Below are 18,021 nucleotides of genomic sequence, written 5' to 3'. Positions count from 1 at the left end.
GGATTTCACTGCCCGGTCTCCTCGACCTGTTCTTGTTCTGCCTCGAATTCGCCGATTTTTTCGGCGTAATTATCATCGGCTTAGCGCAGATTGGATCGAAAAGCTACTGTCTGGGCGAAAAACGCTCAGGTGACGGCCCGCAACTGTTGCCTTGGTGCCGCGGTTCCCAGCTCTAGCGCGTCGTAGGGGTCTTCGGGGGCAAGCATCATATCGACCACTTGCCGCATCAACTGCGTGCGCGCGCGTGCCGCATAAAATCCGCCCGATACCTGCGAGGTTTCCAGCAAATACCGGCGATAATCCTTGTAGGCCTTGTTATCGGGGCGCGAGGCGGCGGCAAAGAATTGCGCCAGCGGCTGGTCCGAGACGAATTCGGGTTTCGCATAGACGGCGCTGCCAAACACCTTGAGCGGAATTCCGCGCCACAGCACCTGCTGACCGGCGGTGGAGTTCACGGTCACGGCCGTGCGGGCATCGTTGAGCAGCTGCGCCAGCTTGCCGCCGCGCACGAAATGCACCCGGTCCGCGACACCCAGCTCTCGCGCCACCTGTTTGACCACGCGGCGCAGAGGTGCGCGGCCGTCTTCCAACGGATGGGCCTTCACAACTAGATGATGGTGGCGCGGCGCGCCCTTGGCGAAGCCTTCCAGCACCACGGTCAGGAAATCGGTCATCGTCTCGAAGGGGGAGTGTTCCTGGAACGAGCTGTCGTGCTCCAGCTGCAGCAGTGCCAGATGGTAGGGGAAGCCGCCGAGCCGGATACGCAGCGTTGCGATCAGCCGGTCCAGCGCCAGCGCGGGCATCAGCAGCAGCCGCTTGAGGTACAGCTTGAACTCCTTGGTCACCGGCAAGCTCCGGTGCGGGCGGAAGTTACGGTAGTCGCCGTTCCGGAACAGCACAAACCAGTGATAGAGCGCGCCATAGAACACATGCTGGCGCATATCGCCCCAATGACCGGGGGGAGGGGGGCCTCCATATCCGAATTGGCCAGTGCTGCCTGCATCTGTTCGATGGACATGTCCATCAGCCGCGAATTGCCGTTGGACCCGCCGCGTTCATAGGTGACCCAATAGGGGCGCATGTAGCCTTCTTCAAAGACATGCACGGTCAGCCCGCGGGCTTTGGCCTCGGCCACGGCTTGGGCGTGGATCGGGCGGGTGTCGCCATAAAGCACGATATCTGTGACACCCTTGTCGGCGAGCAGCGCAACAAAGGTGTCTTTCCACGTGTCAGCTGTTCCGCGAAACGGGATATAGCTGCGCGGGTGGAACCAGAAGGCCCGATCGCCTGCGTTGAACCCCACACGCCAGACCTGCGCCCCCGCCAGACGGAGCATCTTGCCCAGACGGTTGAAGAAGGGGCCATGCGGCCCTTGCAGGAAAAGGAAGACCCGTTCACGGGGTGCTGCGGCGTTCATCGGTTGCTTTCGGTTTATCTTGGTCATCGGGCAGACAAACACCGGATACCGGCGAAAATGTGGCGTGTCTGTGGACTTGTCATGCTGCGGGCAGAGGTCTACTTCGGTAGCGACCAGTATAGAAGAGGCAGGCGCATGTTTACAGGCATTATCACGGACATCGGAAAGATCACCAAGCTTGAACAGCAAGGCGACCTGCGCGCGCGGATCGAAACGGGCTATGATACCAGCGGCATCGACATGGGGGCCTCTATCGCCAGTGATGGCGTGTGCCTGACCGTGGTGGATCTGGGGGCCGATTGGTACGAGGTGCAGATCAGCGCCGAGACCGTGGACAAGACCAACCTTGGCGCATGGGAGGTCGGACGCCGTCTGAACCTTGAACGCGCGCTGAAGGTCGGGGACGAATTGGGCGGGCATATCGTGTCGGGCCATGTCGATGGCGTGGCCGAAGTGGTGGCGCTGCGCGACGAGGGCGACAGCACCCGCGTGACCCTGCGCGCGCCCGAGGATCTGGCGCGTTTCATTGCCCCCAAAGGCTCTGTCGCGCTGAACGGCACCTCGCTGACCGTGAACGAGGTCGACGGCTGCGATTTCGGCATCAACTTTATCCCTCACACCAAAGAGGTGACCACATGGGGTGATGTCGCTGTCGGGGACCGCATCAACCTAGAGATCGACACATTGGCCCGCTATGTTGCGCGGCTGGCAGAAATGTCATGATCGCGGGGATCGGACATAATCAGGGCCCCAGCCTTGAGCGCGGCCAGAAATGGCGCGCTTTCCAGTGGCAAAAGGCACGCGAGGCGGCGATGCCTTCAGCGATCCCGCTGATGGTGGTCAAGATGCGCGTGGCGCGCGCCCGCGAGCTGGGGTTGGACTACAAGGCCTATGCCGCGATCCGTCAGGCCACGGGGCGTGATATTCTGGCGCTGCTGTTCTCGTCCAATGCGCTGCGGGTGGTGCGTGCGGGGGCACCGCATATCCCCCTGCGCGAGGCCGAGGTGCTGGACAAGGTGCAGCGCGCCCAAAAGCTGGCGCTGGTACATCGCCCGCTGCGGCCCGACAGTGTGGCACAGGCGAATCCCGTGCTGGATCACGTGGCCGAGGCCCCCAAGTTCACCGACAGCTGGAGCGCGATGCGCGATCATCTGGGGCAGGTGGTTCAAGGGCGCAAGCTGGTCGGCGATCAGGTGCTGATCATCGGCGACACCGGATTGGAACGGGACTGGGCCACTGCAAGCAAGGCGGCGGGCTATGTGGAGGCCGCGCGCTATTTTGGCGCTTAACGCGGACCGCCGCGCGCGGTGACGGTGCGGAATTGAGTTTATTTGGCAAAATGAAGCAGGGCGGGGGGCGGCCCTGCTCTGGCAAAGGCGCGTGGGGTGGGGTATGTGCCAGAGCAGCAAAGAGTGAGGTGACCCCATGAAATTTGAAACGCCCGGACCGGTCGAGGCTGAATTGGCGGATGCCATCGCGCCCATCGAAGAGATCATCGAAGAGGCCCGTCAGGGTCGCATGTTCGTGCTGGTCGATCACGAAGACCGCGAGAACGAAGGCGATCTGGTAATCCCTGCGCAATTTGCGGATGCGGATGCGATCAACTTTATGGCCACCCACGGGCGCGGGCTGATCTGCCTGCCGATGACCGAGGAACGGGTCAACACGCTGGGTCTGCCGATGATGGCGGTGAATAACTCTGCCCGCCATGAAACAGCCTTTACCGTATCGATCGAAGCACGCGAGGGGGTGACCACCGGTATTTCCGCCGCCGACCGTGCGCTGACCGTGAAGGTCGCCATCGACGAGGATAAAGGCGCGGTGGATATCGCCACGCCGGGGCATGTGTTTCCCCTGCGCGCACGCGATGGCGGTGTCCTGGTCCGTGCAGGCCACACCGAGGCTGCCGTCGATATCTCGCGTCTTGCGGGGCTGCATCCGTCCGGTGTGATCTGCGAGATCATGAAGGAAGACGGCACCATGGCCCGCCTGCCGGATCTGGTTGCATTCTGTCAGCAGCACGACATGAAGATCGGCACGATCAGCGATCTGATCGCCTATCGCCACAAGCATGACAACCTGCTGGTGGAGCGCGACAGCCGCACCGTAACCTCTGCCTATGGGGGTGACTGGAAGATGCAGATTTTCACCGACGAGATCAGCGGCACCGATCATGTGGTCCTGTCCAAGGGCGATATCACAACGGATGCGCCGGTTCTGGTTCGGACCCATGCGATCAACGCGCTTGAGGATATCCTCGGCCTCGGGCCAAGCCCCGCCGACGAATTGCCACGCGCGATGCAGATCATCGCGGACGAAGGCCGTGGCGCGGTGCTGTTGTTCCGCGATCCCGACCCGCGGTTGCGTTTCGAGGACGAAGAGGATGATCGCCCCCGCACCGTCAAACGCACCGGTCTTGGGTCGCAGATCATGGCGAGCCTTGGGTTGCACAAGCTGATCTTGCTGACGGATAATCCCGATACGCGCTATCTGGGGCTAGACGCCTATGACCTTAGCATCGTGGGCACGTGCCCCATCACGCAGGAGTAAATGCAATGGCCGCTGGAAATCATACGACGCTGACCACACCGCGCTTTGACACGCCGGTTAAGGTTCTGATCGTCATTTCGCCCTATTACTCGGACATAGCCGAGGGCTTGCTGAAAGGTGCCAAGGCAGAGCTCGAGGCCGCCGGGGCTGAATGGGACGTGGTGGAAATGCCCGGCGCGCTGGAAATCCCGACCGCCATCGGTATCTCTGACCGCAAGAGCAATTTTGACGGCTACGTAGCACTTGGCTGTGTCATCCGCGGCGAGACGACGCATTACGAGACCGTGTGCAACGACAGCAGCCGCGCCTTGCAGCTGATGGGGTTGCAGGGCATCTGTATCGGCAACGGCATCCTGACCGTCGAGAACCACGAACAGGCCGCCGTGCGCGCCGATCCGGAGGGGCAAAACAAGGGCGGCGGTGCGGCAGCTGCGGCCTTGCATCTGATCGCGCTGAGCCGTAAGTGGGGCGACATTCGCAAAGACATCGGTTTCAAGCCGCGCTCGGATGAATATCTGATGGCGGGCGACAATGACGGACCCAAGACAGCATGACATCCTCCGCCGGCCTTTCGGGCAATCAAAAACGCAAGATGAAATCAGCTTCGCGGCTTTATGCCGTGCAGGCCCTGTTCCAGATGGAGCATTCTTCGCAAAGCTTTGACACCGTGCGCAAGGAGTTCCTTGAGCACCGCTTTGGCGCGAGTTACGACGGTCAGGAAATGATCGATGGTGACATCCGGCATTTTGCAGACCTGCTTGAGACGGCGGTGAACTATCAGGCGGCGATTGACCAGATGACCGACCGTGCGCTGGTGGCAAAATGGGCTATCGCGCGGATCGACCCTACTTTGCGTGCCTTGTTCCGTGCTGCTGGTGCCGAGCTGCGCGCGCAGGAAACGCCGCCGCGGGTTGTGATCAACGAATATGTCGACGTTGCCCGTGCATTCTTCGAGGGGGGCGACGAGCCGAAGTTCGTGAACGCCGTTCTGGATCATATGGCCCGCGAAGCCCGTCCGGAAGAGTTCTGAGCCGGACAGGCTCAGACCATCGTCTTTGGTCGACAGCGACGGACCAGCGAAAAACGTGATATTTTCGGGCTGATATTTTCGGGAAAGTGTGACGGGACCACCGCTGCCGTTCTGTTCTATATTCCCGAGGACCTGTATGTACAGGTGGGCGCCAGATAAACGAACCAGGGCTCGAACAGAGCCAGCTCCCTCGGATTTGCTTAAGGCCACTGGAATGTAACTTTTACAAACAGGGCAGAACCCGTCACCCCCGTTAAGTAGGCGCGACCATAGCCTGCGACAAGGGGTATTCTAGCTTGGCTCGGTGTTTTCGACAAAGCGGTAGCGGGTCAGCTCTTCGGGCAGCAGCAGATAGATTTCATCAGGCGGCGTGACCAGCGCGTGCTGCATGACCAGCGGGTCGATGCCCATCTGATCCAGATAGGTCATGACCTCGCCTTGGCCGCGCTGGATGTCCTCTACCGCGACAAAGGCGGGCAGCAGGGTGCTTTCACCGAAAAAATGCTGGTGCACCCCGACAGAGGCATCCTCCGGCACGTCGCGGCTGGTGCCCGCAGCCAATAGATAGGGGCAGGCGGAATAGCAGATATCGCCACTGCGCAAGGCGGTCGTGAGCTCGGCATCCCGCAGATACCGCCCCAGACGCAGCGCGTCGCTGACCGACCCACCGGGCGAATTCAGGATCACGCCCTCGGGTTGGGGATCAAGCGCGGTGATCTGTTTCTCGATGCGTTCGGCATCACCCGCCATGATGCCCCCTTCCAGCAGCACGCGCGCGCCACCTTCGACCACGGTCAGGGTCAGCCGTTCGGGCAGGGGCGTGTCCGGCATGGGACGGCCGCCGGGGCGGGCGCGGTCGGGTTGAAACCGGCGGGTCTGGTCGCCGGGGCGCGTGGGTTCGGTCAGCCCCGGGGCACGCGGGCCAAAGCCGGGCAGGCGCAGCCCCTCGTCCAGATCACCCCAAAAGAGCAGCCCCGCCAACCCCAGCTGAAAGATCAGAACACCGCCCAGAACCCGTGCCACGGGTGGGCGTTTGGAAGGATCACGTCGCAGTTTCATGTGGTTTTCGAAGGCGTGCTAAGGGCAGGGTTTTCGGTCACGATATCATGGGGCGCAGTGTCATCGCGGTCATCATGCGCGTCCTCATCAACAGATGTGCCCTTCATCGCCGCATCCATGTCACGCATTGCCAGCACCGCGGCCCGCAGTTCGGCAAGGGTGAGTGTTTCCTCGATCGCGCTGCCCTCGCGACCTTCGCGGATCGCCCCTTGGGTGATGGCGAGAATGAAGACCAACACGGCGGGCAACAGATCAATGGCAATCGCGCCGGCCCAGGAGGGCACGAAGTTGCGCGCGTATTTGATCACCGCATCGGCGCTGGAAATCGGGGTGTAGGTCGTCTCTGTTGGCGGGGCCATGGCCAGCACGTCTTGGGCCGCGCGCTCCAGTGTGGCGGCACGTTGGGCTAGAACCTCAAGCACGGCACTGATGGTCGAGGCCTGATTGCCCCGCACCTCGACACTGCTGCCATCCAGTTCGGGCAGCACGACAGAGGCCGACAGATCCTGCGCGGCGCGTTCGACCAGCGGGGCGACTGACAGTTGCCGCAAGCGCGTGATCAACCCGGCAAGCCGTACCGCCTGTTCGGAAAATTCGACTGATCGCGCTTCCACCGGACCGGGTTCGACCGTCAGCGCGCGCATCCGGCTGAGGATCTGGTTGCCCTCGACAAAGGCGTCATTGACCAGCGGGGTCTGGGTGGCGATCTGCGCCTCCAGCCCCGACAGCTCTGCCGATTTCTGACGCAGCACGCGGAACACGGCACCACGCCCTGCCAAGCCCGACAGCCCGCCCGTGGCCTCCTGTTCGCTCAGATCCTCGAAGCTTTGACGAACACGGGCAACGTCGCGCTCCAACCCTTGGGCGGAAAGGGTGATCTCATGCGCGCGCTCTAGCGAGCCTTGGTAATCCTGCACGGTCTCGGCCAGATGCTGTTCCACCGCAGCGGATCCGGCAAGGGCGGCGGCGTTCAGCCAGCTCGACATGGCGATAATCGCGACGCTTCCCAGCGACATGGCCCCCAACAGCCCGACCCGCGCACGGGCGCTGCGGACCGCCGGAAACAGGCGCAGCATATAGGACCAGAACACAAAGATGCCCACGGAAACAGCAGCGGAATAGGCGATCGCGGCAAAGGCCGACATCGCCCCGTTGTCATCCAGCAAGGACGACACCCCAAGATAGGTGTAGATGCCCGACGCCACCGCCAGCACCCCAAGCGCTGTGCCCGAAAACGTATCGAGCCAGCCTAGATGCCCTTCGAGTTCGCGGCCATATCGGATGCCGCGCTGTTGATGTGTTGAGTTTTCGCCGTCGCGCGCCATATGCCCACCCTGTTTTCTTTTGAACTAGATAGGTTGCGCGCTGCGGATTACCAAGCGCTTGCCTGATGTTCATGAATTGTTCATATTGCCCCCATGACCCAGACCGACCTGATGACCGCCCCGACCTTGCAACCCGGACAGTTGATTGCCCGTGGTGTGACCCGCCAGCTTGCCGCACTCGGTTTCGCGAGCGTGGAAGAGTTGGTGCCGACACGCGGCCTGCGGGTGGATGTGATGGCGCTTGGCCCCAAGGGGGAGATCTGGATCGTCGAATGCAAATCCAGCCGCGCCGATTTCATGTCCGACAGCAAATGGGAAGGGTATCTCGAATGGGCCGACAGGTTCTTTTGGGCGGTGGATGCGGATTTCGACGTCGACCTGCTGCCCGAGGACACCGGCCTGTTTATCGGCGATAGCTACGGGGCAGAGCTCGTGCGCATGGGGCCGGAAACCCGTCTGGCCGCCGCGCGCCGCAAAAAGATGACCCATCTCTTTGCCACCCATGCCGCGCGCAGGCTGCATATGCTGCGCGACCCGCATGCCATGCCACAGTGGGGCTAGGGTACATCAATATTCCAAATGGAAAATATCCCGGGGGTGCCGCGCAAAGGCGCGGCGGGGGCTGGCCCCCATCCCGACCGGGCAACATGCGTTATCGCTTGTTCTTGCCAGCTTTGCCCGCACGATGGGCGGCGGCCATGATCTCTTCCGCGATTTCAACGGCTTCATCCGTGGTGAAATCCATCGGGATCTCGATCCCGCCTTCCGCTTCGATGAACAGCCGGACCATGCCCTTATCGGTTGGCCCGATTTGCAGGTTGGCTTCAATGTCGCGTTCTGTGTCGATGCCCATAAGGTTTCTCCGAAACTGTGTCAGGTCCCGTACCCTGCGGCGCTGGAAATGGCAAGTTTTGCCATTCTCACCTGCGACAGGACAAATCGAAGTTTGCGACGGATATGTGCTTGCATTCCTTTTTCATGAACGCTAGATCGACCGCAGTGCCGCCTTAGCTCAGTTGGTTAGAGCGCCTGATTGTGGATCAGGAGGTCCCTGGTTCGAGACCAGGAGGTGGTACCACTCTCCCCCCCCCCCGAAAAATTAGAGCATATGTCTGATGGGCGTGATGTATTTGTGCGCATTGCCTCGGCACTGTGGCGCATAGGCTGCGCGCGTTACTCGATCGTAACGCGCTGCCGCAGCTCGCCTGTCATCCGGTCAAAGATCAGAATCATATCTTCTTGTGTCACCACAGCATACCAGTCGGGGCCTTGGGTGAAGGTGACCGCTTTTTCGCCATCGGGCAGGGTAATAGAGGCCGGTAAATCGGGGCTCTTGTTCGAGAAGCGGATGACAAGTAGCCCGATCACGACTAGAAGGCCGAAAATCATTGTGGCGGTCAGCACCGTCACCAGCCGCCGCAGGAATTTGATGTTCGGGGGCTCGGAAGGATCAGTCATGTCGCACCGTCAAATTACGTTTACCATCGCGGACAGCCCGCCACCTCGCCTTGATAAGGCGCTTGCGCGCGATGTGCCAGAGGATGCGAACCTGTCGCGCACACGGCTGGGGCGTTTGCTGGAACAAGGGGCCGTGCGGGTTGACGGGGCAGTGGTGACCGATCCGCGCAGCCGTGCCGAAGCGGGGCAGCAGATCACCGTCGATGTGGAAGAGGCCGAAGACAGTCATATCCTCGCCGAGGAAATCCCGTTGGAGGTCGTCTTTGAAGACGCGGATCTGATCGTGATCAACAAGCCCGCAGGCATGGTGGTTCACCCTGCGCCGGGCAGCCCGTCGGGGACGTTGGTCAATGCGCTGCTGGCGCATTGCGGCGATGACCTGTCGGGGGTGGGTGGCATGAAACGCCCTGGCATCGTGCACCGGATCGACAAGGATACCTCGGGTCTGCTGGTTGTCGCCAAGTCTGACGCAGCCCACCACGGGCTGGCCAAACAGTTCGAGAAACACACCGTTGAACGCTATTATCAGGCCTTGGTCTACGGCGTGCCGGATGCCAACGATCCGCGCCTGCGGGGGGTGAAGGGTGCCAGCTTCGAGCCGGGCAATATCCTCAAGCTCACCACGCAGCTGGCGCGTCACCGTACCGACCGCCAGCGTCAGGCCGTGTTCTTTCAGGGCGGCCGCCACGCTGTGACCCGTGCGCGCACCGTTGCGCGGCTTGGCAATCCAGAGGTTCTGGCGCTGATGGAATGCTGGCTTGAAACCGGCCGTACCCATCAGATCAGGGTGCATATGGCCCATGCCGGTCACGCATTGGTGGGCGACCCGACCTACGGTGGCAAACGCAAGCTCGCAAAAGGCGCGGTCTCGGACGCCGCCGCCGAAGCGGTGCGTAGCTTTCCGCGCCAGGCCCTGCATGCGGCGGTACTGGGGTTTGATCATCCGGTCACGGGCGACTACGTTCGCTTCGAAGCGCCGCTGCCCGGTGATATGACCGAGCTGCTCGGGGCCGTAGGCTACAACTTGCCCTAGTGCACAGTTGTGTGATCGACCTGTAGTAAAACGGTTTTTTAAGGATTATTGGGCCCAATTCACCGTCCCATGCGTTAGGCTGGGCACTTGAAACGGAGCGGGGCCCTCTCCATATCTATGTTAATCCAAATAACATGGGCCCCGGAAATTGGGGAAAGGGACAAAGATGGCTAATTACGCAAATCTGCCAGCGCCAACACCGGAAGGCGGATTGAACCGCTATATGCAGGAAATCCGCAAGTTTCCCCTGTTGGAGCCGGAAGAAGAATACATGCTCGCCAAACGGTGGGTCGAAGAGCAAGACACCGAGGCCGCGCATCGCATGGTCACCTCGCACCTGCGTTTGGCGGCCAAGATCGCCATGGGCTACCGCGGCTACGGTTTGCCGCAGGCAGAGGTGATTTCAGAAGCCAATGTCGGCCTGATGCAGGCGGTCAAACGCTTCGACCCCGAAAAAGGCTTCCGTCTGGCGACCTACGCCATGTGGTGGATCCGCGCCTCGATCCAGGAATATATCCTGCGATCCTGGTCGCTGGTGAAACTGGGCACGACCTCGGGCCAGAAGAAGTTGTTCTTTAATCTGCGCAAGGCCAAGAACCGCATCGGCGCGCTGGAAGAAGGCGATCTGCACCCCGATAACGTCAAACGCATCGCGACGGACCTTGGCGTGACTGAAACCGAAGTCATCTCCATGAACCGCCGTATGTCGGGCGGTGATGCGTCCTTGAACGCCACTGTCGGCTCCGAAGGCGAGGGGACGATGCAGTGGCAGGACTGGCTGGAAGACGAAGACGCCGACCAGGCCACCGACTACGAGGAACGGGACGAGTTGGAAACCCGCCGCGAGATGCTGGCAGAGGCGCTGGATGTGCTCAATGACCGCGAGAAGGACATCCTGACCCAACGTCGCTTGTCGGACCAAACGGTCACCCTCGAAGATCTGAGCAGCCAGTATGACGTTAGCCGCGAGCGTATCCGCCAGATCGAGGTGCGCGCCTTTGAAAAACTGCAAAAACGCATGCGTGATCTGGCCCGTGAAAAAGGTCTGATGGGCACCGCCTGATCGCCAGCCACGGTTTTGAATATCGATCCCCGCAAGGCGCGTCGCTTTGCGGGGATTTTTTATGCGCCCCTTGATGATCCGCCGCGGCTCCCCCTACAGTCACGCGACACCAAACATCAGGGGATCACGATGAAAACGCTACGCTGGGGCATCCTCGGGGCTGCCCAATTCGCACAAGAACAGATGGCACCGGCCATCCACGCGGCGAAAGGGGCCGAACTGGTTGCCCTCGCCACATCTCACCCTGACAAAGCCGCGCCATTTCAGGCCTTCGCCCCGCAGCTTGCCGTGCACAGCAGCTACGAGGCGCTGCTTGCCGATCCGGAGATCGACGCGGTCTATATCCCGCTGCCCAACCATTTGCATGTGGAATGGACGCTCAAGGCGCTGAAGGCGGGCAAACATGTCTTATGTGAAAAGCCGATGGCGATGCAGGCGCAAGACTATGAGCGGTTGATCTCCGCACGCGATACCACGGGCCTGCTCGCGGCCGAAGCCTTCATGATCGTCCATCACCCCCAATGGATACGCGCCCGAGAGATCGTGCAATCGGGCAGCCTGGGTCGGCTGCGCCACGTGGCGGTCAACTTCTCGTTCTTCAACGACGATACCGGCAACATCCGCAACGACCCCAAGGCCGGTGGAGGCGGGCTGCCGGACATCGGTACCTATGCCTTCGGCTGCACCCGTTTCGTCACGGGGCAAGAGCCGACCGCGATCCCCCATGCCAAGATCGACTATGAAAACGATGTCGATGTCTTCGCGCAGGTCGCGGCCCGCTTCGACGGGTTTGACCTATCCGCAACCGTGTCCATGCGTATGTTCCCGTTTCAGCAGGTCGTTATTCACGGCGAAAAGGGCATCCTGCGTCTGAGCTGCCCGTTCAACCCGACGGTCTATTCCCAAGCCGAGCTGTATCTCGAGACCACACAGAACAGCACCACCGTCGAACGCTTTCCCGGCGTGAACCACTATGTGCAGCAGGTCGAAAACTTTGGCGCGTCAGTGACCGAGGGCACGGCCTATCCCTGTCCGCTTGAATTCAGCCGCGGCACGCAACGCATGACGGATATGGCCTTTGCCGCCGGGGGTTGAGCCTTGGCACTTGCGACCTACCTATAAGGGGTAACACTCAAGGGGGATGATCATGGCCGGAGGATGGGCGAAAGACGGCGCTGTCAGTGAACAGATCGAAGCGTCGATTAACGATGAACTGGCCCGCCTCAAGGCGCGCAAGGCCCCTCAGGGCGAAAGCCGCACCCATTGCGCCGAATGCGAAGAACCGATCCCCGAGGAGCGCCGGCAAGTCTTGCCGGGCGTGAAGCTCTGCATTGATTGCGTGCGCGAACGGGACGGTCTGGCGCAGGCCCGCGGTGGCATCAACCGGCGCGGGAGCAAAGACAGCCAGCTGAAATAGCCAAAAGCAAAACGGGGCGCTGCATCTGCACCGCCCCACTCGATTTCCAAATGGTCCTAAATCCTCGCCGAAGGCATTAAACTCTTATGCCTTCCCGCAGGATCAATCCTCCATCGCTTCCAGCTCATCAATGAAGCCCGAAATCATCGACAGGCCCTTATCCCAGAACGCGGGGTCAGAGGCATCAAGCCCGAAGGGAGCCAGAAGCTCCTTGTGGTGCTTCGATCCGCCCGCTTTCAGCATATCGAAATACTTGTCCTCAAAACCCGGCTCGCCTTCCTCGTAGACCGCATAGAGCGCGTTTACCAAGCCGTCGCCGAAGGCGTAGGCATAGACATAAAAGGGCGAATGGACGAAGTGGGGGATATAGGCCCAGAAGGTCTCGTAGCCGTCCATGAATTCAAACGCTGGCCCAAGGCTCTCGCCCTGCACCGACATCCACAGCGCGTTGATATCGTCTGGTGTCAGCTCTCCACCACGGCGGGCGTCGTGCAGTTTGCATTCGAAATCATAAAAGGCGATCTGGCGCACGACCGTGTTGATCATATCCTCGACCTTGCCGGCCAACAGCACTTTGCGCTCGGCATTAGTTTTGGCGCCGTCCAGCATCTTGCGGAAGGTCAGCATCTCGCCAAAGACCGAGGCGGTTTCGGCCAAGGTCAGCGGTGTGGAGGATAGCATCTCGCCCTGACCCGCGGCCAGCACCTGATGCACGCCGTGGCCCAGCTCATGCGCCAGTGTCATCACATCGCGCGGTTTGCCCAAGTAGTTCAGCATCACATAAGGGTGCACGTCGGTCACGGTGGGGTGCGCAAAGGCACCGGGGGCTTTACCCGGTTTGACGCCTGCATCGATCCAACCTTCGGTAAAGAAGGGGGCCGCTATTTCGCCCATACGGGGATCGAAGGCGTTATAGGCGTCCATGACGGTCTTTTCGGCCTGTTCCCAGCTGACGGTTTTGGGATCTTCCATCGGTAGGGGGGCGTTGCGGTCCCAGACCTGCATGGTGTCGAGGCCCAGCCATTTGCGTTTCAGCTCGTAGTAGCGGTGGCTGAGTTTAGGGTAGGCGTTGACCACCGCATCGCGCAGCGCTTCGACGACCTCGGGTTCGACGTGGTTTGACAGGTGGCGGCCGGTTTGCGGTGTGGGCATCCCGCGCCAGCGGTCGATGACCTCTTTTTCCTTCGCTTGCGTGTTATGCACGCGGGCAAAGGTCCGGATATTGGCCTGAAACACATCCGCCAATTCGCGCGCCGCGGCTTCGCGCAGATCACGCGACGGGTCAGTCAGCAGGTTCAGCACACCTTCGATGTTCAGTGGCTCGTCGTTTACCTCGAATTCCAGCCCGGCGATGGTCTCATCAAACAGACGTTCCCATGCGTCGCCGACGACGCCCAGATCATGCAGGAACTTTTCCATCTCGTCGGAAAGCTGATAATCTTTCATCGCGCGGATACGGTCGAACACCGGCTTATACCGCGCCAGATCCGCTTTTTGGCTCAGCAGGTTGGCAAGGTGATCATCCTCCAGCCGGTTCAGCTCCAGCGTGAAGAACACCAGCGGCGTGGTAGAGTTGGTGATCTTCTCCTGCGCGTCCGACATGAATTTGGCACGGCCGGAATCCGTAGTCAGCTGGTAATAGCGCAGCCCCGCGTAGGACATGATGCGTCCGGCGATCTGGTTGATCTTCTCGTTGCGCAGCACACAGTCCAGCAATTCGTTCGCATCCAATTCGGCCAGTTTGCCTTCGTAATCCTCGGCAAAGCTGCGGCAGGCCTCTTCAAGCCAGTCCAGATCGCGCTTGAGCTCGGGCGCGTCTTCACCGGTGTACAGGTCGTCAAGATTCCACTCAGGCAGCTTGCCGAAGGCAGAGGCCCCGGAACCGGCGTTGGCATCAAGGACGGGGACGGGCAGTTGAAACATGAAAAACCTCTTTTTGACGTTAAATCTACCTAAGCACGGGTCCGCGGCAAAGCAAGGCGATGGCGGCGCGGATTAGCCGTAAATCCGCAGCATTTCTTCAAGATCGGCCAATGTGTTGGCTTCTTGCAGGGGCTTGTCCTGCCGCCAGCGCAGCATCCGCGGAAAGCGCAAGGCGACGCCTGATTTATGCCGCGTGCTGCGCTGGATGCCTTCGAAAGCGATCTCGAACACATGATGCGGGGTGACCTTGCGCACGGGACCAAACCGTTCGAGCGTATTCTTACGCACCCAAGCTGTGATCTTGCGAAACTCGGCATCCGTCAGACCGCTATAGGCTTTGGTAAAAGGCACCAGATCATTGCCGTTCCAGACCGCAAAGGTGAAGTCTGTGAACAGGTTGGCGCGTCGTCCTGACCCGGATTGGGCGTAGATCATCACCGCATCAATGGTCAGCGGGTCCAGCTTCCATTTCCACCAATCGCCCTTCTTACGCCCCGCCAGATAGGGGCTGTCGGCACGTTTCAGCATGACCCCTTCGGCCTGCGCGTCGCGTGCCGTGGCGCGTTGGTCGGCCAGCGCATCCCATGTGGGGAAGGTCAGTTGCGGCGACAGGCGGATCGGCGCATCGTCGGGCAGGGCGGCGCAGGCCTGTTCCAGCAGCGCACGGCGCTCGGCGAAGGGGCGGGAGCGAATATCTTGGCCCTGCCATTCCAGCAGGTCGTAGGCGTGCAGCACCACCGGGGCTTCGGTAAGCAGTTTCTTCGGCACGGTTTTGCGGCCAATGCGGGCTTGCAGCGCATTGAAAGATGATGGCGCAGGCTGTCCGTCAGGCCAGACCAACAGCTCGCCGTCCAGAACCGTGCCGTCGGGCATGAAGTCCACCGCACGGGCGAGCTCGGGGAAGCGGTCGGTCATCAGCTCTTCACCGCGCGACCAGACGAAATAGGCACCGTCCCGCAGGATCAACTGGCCGCGGATGCCGTCCCATTTCCATTCGGCGCGCCAGTCTTGCGGATCCCCCAGTTCTTGCGGCTCGGCTTCCAGCCCATAGGCCAGATAGAAGGGATAGGGGCGTGATGCGTCGGCAGAGGCATCTTCGGCCTCTACCAGCCCATGCCATGTGGTGTCGTCGGGGTGCCAGTTGCCCATGAGGCGATGCGCAAGCTCGGGCTCGGGCTTGCCTGTGGCGCGAGACAGGGCGCGGGTCATCAGCTTTTGGCTGACGCCCACTCGAAACCCGCCGGTGATCAGCTTGTTGAAGATAAATCGTTCGGTCCCGCCAAGCGTCGCCCATGCGTCAAGGACAAAGGCTTTGCGGGCCTCTTCATCCTGCGTGTAAATCTCGCGCAGTGCCGCGATCCACGCGGCAAGCGATTGATCATCCTGCGTCGGGTTGGGGGGCAGAACGAGCGTGATCGTCTCGGCCAGATCGCCAACGATGCTGTAGCTTTCCTCGAACAGCCACAGGGGGATGTTCGCGCGCTCGGCTGCCCATTCGCGCAGCTTGGTGGTCGTGACGGCGCGTTTGGGGCGGCGGCCGGAAAATAGGGCGATGGTCCATAGCCGGTCGTCATCCGGTGCCGCGCTGAAATAATCGGCCAGTGCGGCGACTTTCACTGTCGTCTTGGTGCTTTGGTCGATGGCGTTGAACAGCGCGGCAAACCGTTTCATTCGCTTGCGTCCTTATCCAGGGATTCACCTTCGAACTGGGTGGGAACGACCTGCGCTTGCCAACCGCTATCGGCCAGAAACCGGCTGAAGACATCGGTGTAACCATGTGTCACATATATGTTTTCGGCTTCTGTCGCTTTGATCGCCGACAGCAGCCCATCCCAATCCGCATGGTCCGAGATGATAAAGCCGCGATCGCCCGCACGACGGCGACGCACGCCGCGCACGGCCATCCACCCGCTGGCAAAGGCGGTTTCCTGCGGGCCGAATTTTTTCGACCACGCACTGCCCAAGGCACCGGGTGGGGCCAGCACAATCGCGCCGCGGTGATCCTTGGGGTTCAGATCCGCATCGGCGAGGATCGTGTCGGGCAGGGTGATCCCCTGATCGCGCATGACGCGATTGGTGTTCTCGGTCGCGGTGTGGGTCAGGATCGGGCCGATGTCGGGGTCGAGCATCGATAGCAAACGTTGTGCCTTACCCAAGGCGTAAGCCCCCAGAAACGCCGTTTTGCCCTGTGCCGCGCAGCCTGCCCACCATGCGTTGATCTCTGCCGCCACGGCGGCTTGCTCGGCCCAGCGAAACACCGGCAGGCCAAAGGTGCTTTCGGTGATGAAGTGATGACATCTCACCGGCTCGAAAGGGTCGGACAGCCCGTCATCGACCACCTTGTAATCGCCCGAGGCAACCCAGACCTCGCCGTCGACCTCAACGCGTATCTGGGCGGAGCCGGGGACGTGGCCAGCGGGGTGAAACGATACCTGCGCCCCGCCGATCTGCCGCACCTCGCCATATGCGATGCCGTCAGCGGTGATGTCGCCCAAACGATGGCGCATGACGGGCAGTGCGATGTCGGTGGCCAGGTAACGGTTCATGCCCCAGCGGGCGTGATCGGAATGCCCGTGGGTGATCAGGGCACGGTCCACAGGCCGCCACGGGTCGATATAGAAATCACCCGCGGGGCAATAAATGCCGTTTTCGTTGAATGTCAGAACAGGTTGCTTGGCCATGCGCATAAGCTAGCGGGGCGCGCGCGTTTGAACAGGGTGGGCAGGAAAATCCTCGCCGATGTCAAGCTTTCCGTCGGAATAACAGTAGGTTGCAGGCGGAAATTCATCCTGCGATCCGTCCTACTTTTTGGCGTTTCCAAAGAACAGGGCCGCCATCTCATCCACCGCTTTGTCGCGGGTGGCGGGGATTTCCATCAGCACTTCGTGCTCTGCGCCGTCAATGATATGCAGCTTACCGCCTTTCCAAGTCTCCATACGGGCGTGGATGCGGCCCTTGTGCACGATACGTTCGTTGGACCCGAGGAACGTGGCGCAGGGCAGGCTGGGGGCGGCGCGCAGGGACAGATGCTTGGTCTCGGATAAAGCCTCGCGCAGCCAGATAAAGCTGGGCCCGCCCAAAGACAGTTCGGGATGGGCCGCCAGTTGCGTGCGCATCATCTCGTACATCTCGGGGTCGGTGGTGAGCATGTTGTTCTCGAACGGTGCGGTCGAGATATAGGATGCCGCCTGCGTGCCCATGGGCAGCTTGTAGCCCTGACCGATGCGCGGCATCAGGTTGGACAGCCCCGCGGCCACCAGACGCATGTGCGGCGCGATATGGATACCCCACATCGGCGCGGTAAAGGCGGCGGCCTGCACGGACAGACCCTCCATACAGGCGCGTAGGCCGATGGCCCCGCCCATAGAGTGCGCCAGCAGGAAATACGGGCGCGGCAGCTGCAAGGCGCGGGCTGTCCGCATCATGGCCGCCACGTCTTTTTGATAGTCAGAGAAGACATCGACATGGCCGATGTTACGGTCGGGGATCAACCGGTCCGACAGACCTTGCCCCCGCCAGTCAATCGCCATGACCGCCAGCCCCTTTTTCGCAAAGGCGCTTGCGGTCATCGCATATTTTTCCACGTATTCGGTGCGGCCGGGGAAAAGCAGCACGGTGCCCTTTGCCCCGTCCAGCGGCCAATGCGCGACGCGCAGCTTTTTACCATCCGATGTCTCGGCCCAATGCGCCTGACCCGTTTCGGGCAGCGGCGCAATGTCGGTGAAAAAGGGCGCGGTTTCCAGCAT

The 18,021-nt window shown here is 61.2% G+C and carries 18 protein-coding genes, 1 tRNA gene and 1 pseudogene; 11 read left to right on the top strand and 9 right to left on the bottom strand.

Translation table 11 applies throughout. The features are described 5' to 3' along the window. Window positions 1–125 precede the first annotated feature (125 nt). A pseudogene (locus tag SJY36_RS10885) lies at window positions 126–1,417 on the bottom strand (capsule biosynthesis protein). Between the two features lie 135 nt (window positions 1,418–1,552). Here SJY36_RS10885 and SJY36_RS10880 point away from each other — a divergent pair. From SJY36_RS10880 to nusB, 5 genes are all read left to right on the top strand, one after another. Next, window positions 1,553–2,140 carry a riboflavin synthase gene (locus SJY36_RS10880; protein ID WP_037944614.1) on the top strand — a complete coding sequence of 196 codons (588 nt, stop codon included), beginning with the start codon at window positions 1,553–1,555 and terminating at the stop codon, window positions 2,138–2,140. 89 nt (window positions 2,141–2,229) lie between these two features. Then, on the top strand, window positions 2,230–2,706 hold the full coding sequence (locus SJY36_RS10875; protein ID WP_289083844.1) for a hypothetical protein: 477 nt from the start codon (window positions 2,230–2,232) through the stop codon (window positions 2,704–2,706). A 136-nt stretch (window positions 2,707–2,842) separates the two neighbouring features. Beyond that, window positions 2,843–3,967, top strand: coding sequence for a 3,4-dihydroxy-2-butanone-4-phosphate synthase (ribB, locus tag SJY36_RS10870; RefSeq protein WP_386174992.1), 1,125 nt, complete (start codon window positions 2,843–2,845; stop codon window positions 3,965–3,967). A 5-nt stretch (window positions 3,968–3,972) separates the two neighbouring features. Next, on the top strand, window positions 3,973–4,521 hold the full coding sequence (locus tag SJY36_RS10865; RefSeq protein ID WP_005849215.1) for a 6,7-dimethyl-8-ribityllumazine synthase: 549 nt from the start codon (window positions 3,973–3,975) through the stop codon (window positions 4,519–4,521). Further along, on the top strand, window positions 4,518–4,997 hold the full coding sequence (gene nusB, locus SJY36_RS10860; protein WP_005849213.1) for a transcription antitermination factor NusB: 480 nt from the start codon (window positions 4,518–4,520) through the stop codon (window positions 4,995–4,997). Before SJY36_RS10865 ends, nusB begins: the two co-directional genes overlap by 4 nt. Window positions 4,998–5,288: 291 nt before the next feature. On the opposite strand, the gene SJY36_RS10855 is transcribed toward nusB, so the two are convergent. Continuing rightward, complete coding sequence (locus SJY36_RS10855; protein WP_074634566.1) at window positions 5,289–6,056, bottom strand: hypothetical protein; 768 nt, start codon at window positions 6,054–6,056, stop codon at window positions 5,289–5,291. Continuing rightward, window positions 6,053–7,381 (bottom strand): hypothetical protein, encoded by a 1,329-nt coding sequence (locus SJY36_RS10850; protein ID WP_386174988.1) that lies wholly within the window; start codon window positions 7,379–7,381, stop codon window positions 6,053–6,055. Before SJY36_RS10850 ends, SJY36_RS10855 begins: the two co-directional genes overlap by 4 nt. A gap of 93 nt (window positions 7,382–7,474) precedes the next feature. On the opposite strand from SJY36_RS10850, the gene SJY36_RS10845 reads away from it, so the two are divergent. Continuing rightward, window positions 7,475–7,942, top strand: a complete 468-nt coding sequence (locus tag SJY36_RS10845; protein WP_288960453.1) for an MmcB family DNA repair protein — start codon at window positions 7,475–7,477, stop codon at window positions 7,940–7,942. 91 nt (window positions 7,943–8,033) lie between these two features. Here the strand turns inward: SJY36_RS10845 and SJY36_RS10840 are convergent, their stop codons facing one another. Next, window positions 8,034–8,234 (bottom strand): DUF6324 family protein, encoded by a 201-nt coding sequence (locus SJY36_RS10840; protein ID WP_005849205.1) that lies wholly within the window; start codon window positions 8,232–8,234, stop codon window positions 8,034–8,036. Between the two features lie 148 nt (window positions 8,235–8,382). Between SJY36_RS10840 and SJY36_RS10835 the strand changes: the two genes are divergently transcribed. Further along, window positions 8,383–8,459, top strand: a tRNA-His gene (locus SJY36_RS10835). A 95-nt stretch (window positions 8,460–8,554) separates the two neighbouring features. On the opposite strand, the gene SJY36_RS10830 is transcribed toward SJY36_RS10835, so the two are convergent. After that, window positions 8,555–8,839, bottom strand: a complete 285-nt coding sequence (locus SJY36_RS10830) for a DUF6476 family protein (RefSeq protein ID WP_386174984.1) — start codon at window positions 8,837–8,839, stop codon at window positions 8,555–8,557. On the opposite strand from SJY36_RS10830, the gene SJY36_RS10825 reads away from it, so the two are divergent. The 4 genes from SJY36_RS10825 to SJY36_RS10810 all read left to right on the top strand — a co-directional run bounded on the left by SJY36_RS10825 (window position 8,838) and on the right by SJY36_RS10810 (window position 12,352). Then, complete coding sequence (locus tag SJY36_RS10825; protein WP_348000487.1) at window positions 8,838–9,872, top strand: RluA family pseudouridine synthase; 1,035 nt, start codon at window positions 8,838–8,840, stop codon at window positions 9,870–9,872. The two genes, SJY36_RS10830 and SJY36_RS10825, sit on opposite strands and share 2 nt — an antisense overlap. Before the next feature lie 166 nt (window positions 9,873–10,038). Beyond that, window positions 10,039–10,935 (top strand): RNA polymerase sigma factor RpoH, encoded by an 897-nt coding sequence (gene rpoH / locus SJY36_RS10820; RefSeq protein ID WP_005849199.1) that lies wholly within the window; start codon window positions 10,039–10,041, stop codon window positions 10,933–10,935. A 129-nt stretch (window positions 10,936–11,064) separates the two neighbouring features. Next, on the top strand, window positions 11,065–12,030 hold the full coding sequence (locus tag SJY36_RS10815) for a Gfo/Idh/MocA family protein (protein WP_386174980.1): 966 nt from the start codon (window positions 11,065–11,067) through the stop codon (window positions 12,028–12,030). Between the two features lie 52 nt (window positions 12,031–12,082). Further along, the gene (locus SJY36_RS10810; protein ID WP_386174977.1) at window positions 12,083–12,352 is read left to right on the top strand and encodes a DksA/TraR family C4-type zinc finger protein; all 270 of its coding nucleotides are present in this window, start codon (window positions 12,083–12,085) and stop codon (window positions 12,350–12,352) included. Window positions 12,353–12,454: 102 nt separating this feature from the next. On the opposite strand, the gene SJY36_RS10805 is transcribed toward SJY36_RS10810, so the two are convergent. The 4 genes from SJY36_RS10805 to SJY36_RS10790 form a co-directional block, all read right to left on the bottom strand. Continuing rightward, complete coding sequence (locus tag SJY36_RS10805; protein WP_386174973.1) at window positions 12,455–14,275, bottom strand: M3 family oligoendopeptidase; 1,821 nt, start codon at window positions 14,273–14,275, stop codon at window positions 12,455–12,457. 72 nt (window positions 14,276–14,347) lie between these two features. Continuing rightward, window positions 14,348–15,946, bottom strand: coding sequence for an ATP-dependent DNA ligase (locus SJY36_RS10800; protein ID WP_386174970.1), 1,599 nt, complete (start codon window positions 15,944–15,946; stop codon window positions 14,348–14,350). Further along, window positions 15,943–16,962, bottom strand: coding sequence for a ligase-associated DNA damage response exonuclease (locus SJY36_RS10795; protein ID WP_037963879.1), 1,020 nt, complete (start codon window positions 16,960–16,962; stop codon window positions 15,943–15,945). Before SJY36_RS10795 ends, SJY36_RS10800 begins: the two co-directional genes overlap by 4 nt. 114 nt (window positions 16,963–17,076) lie before the next feature. Further along, window positions 17,077–18,021, bottom strand: a complete 945-nt coding sequence (locus SJY36_RS10790; protein ID WP_037944603.1) for an alpha/beta fold hydrolase — start codon at window positions 18,019–18,021, stop codon at window positions 17,077–17,079.

The organism is Sulfitobacter sp. R86518, from assembly GCF_042466275.1.
In the GTDB taxonomy this organism is placed as follows: Bacteria; Pseudomonadota; Alphaproteobacteria; order Rhodobacterales; family Rhodobacteraceae; genus Sulfitobacter; species Sulfitobacter pontiacus.
This window is presented reverse-complemented; position numbering and strand designations above follow the sequence as displayed.

Excerpts from the sequence above, each read along its gene's own strand:
- SJY36_RS10815 (WP_386174980.1), top strand. The coding sequence starts at position 11,065 with ATGAAAACGCTACGCTGGGGCATCCTCGGGGCTGCCCAATTCGCACAA.
- SJY36_RS10855 (WP_074634566.1), bottom strand. The coding sequence starts at position 6,056 with ATGAAACTGCGACGTGATCCTTCCAAACGCCCACCCGTGGCACGGGTT.
- SJY36_RS10795 (WP_037963879.1), bottom strand. The coding sequence starts at position 16,962 with ATGCGCATGGCCAAGCAACCTGTTCTGACATTCAACGAAAACGGCATT.
- SJY36_RS10875 (WP_289083844.1), top strand. The coding sequence starts at position 2,230 with ATGCCTTCAGCGATCCCGCTGATGGTGGTCAAGATGCGCGTGGCGCGC.
- nusB (WP_005849213.1), top strand. The coding sequence starts at position 4,518 with ATGACATCCTCCGCCGGCCTTTCGGGCAATCAAAAACGCAAGATGAAA.
- SJY36_RS10800 (WP_386174970.1), bottom strand. The coding sequence starts at position 15,946 with ATGAAACGGTTTGCCGCGCTGTTCAACGCCATCGACCAAAGCACCAAG.
- ribB (WP_386174992.1), top strand. The coding sequence starts at position 2,843 with ATGAAATTTGAAACGCCCGGACCGGTCGAGGCTGAATTGGCGGATGCC.
- SJY36_RS10865 (WP_005849215.1), top strand. The coding sequence starts at position 3,973 with ATGGCCGCTGGAAATCATACGACGCTGACCACACCGCGCTTTGACACG.
- SJY36_RS10825 (WP_348000487.1), top strand. The coding sequence starts at position 8,838 with ATGTCGCACCGTCAAATTACGTTTACCATCGCGGACAGCCCGCCACCT.
- SJY36_RS10845 (WP_288960453.1), top strand. The coding sequence starts at position 7,475 with ATGACCCAGACCGACCTGATGACCGCCCCGACCTTGCAACCCGGACAG.
- rpoH (WP_005849199.1), top strand. The coding sequence starts at position 10,039 with ATGGCTAATTACGCAAATCTGCCAGCGCCAACACCGGAAGGCGGATTG.
- SJY36_RS10790 (WP_037944603.1), bottom strand. The coding sequence starts at position 18,021 with ATGCTGGAAACCGCGCCCTTTTTCACCGACATTGCGCCGCTGCCCGAA.
- SJY36_RS10850 (WP_386174988.1), bottom strand. The coding sequence starts at position 7,381 with ATGGCGCGCGACGGCGAAAACTCAACACATCAACAGCGCGGCATCCGA.
- SJY36_RS10830 (WP_386174984.1), bottom strand. The coding sequence starts at position 8,839 with ATGACTGATCCTTCCGAGCCCCCGAACATCAAATTCCTGCGGCGGCTG.
- SJY36_RS10840 (WP_005849205.1), bottom strand. The coding sequence starts at position 8,234 with ATGGGCATCGACACAGAACGCGACATTGAAGCCAACCTGCAAATCGGG.
- SJY36_RS10805 (WP_386174973.1), bottom strand. The coding sequence starts at position 14,275 with ATGTTTCAACTGCCCGTCCCCGTCCTTGATGCCAACGCCGGTTCCGGG.
- SJY36_RS10880 (WP_037944614.1), top strand. The coding sequence starts at position 1,553 with ATGTTTACAGGCATTATCACGGACATCGGAAAGATCACCAAGCTTGAA.
- SJY36_RS10810 (WP_386174977.1), top strand. The coding sequence starts at position 12,083 with ATGGCCGGAGGATGGGCGAAAGACGGCGCTGTCAGTGAACAGATCGAA.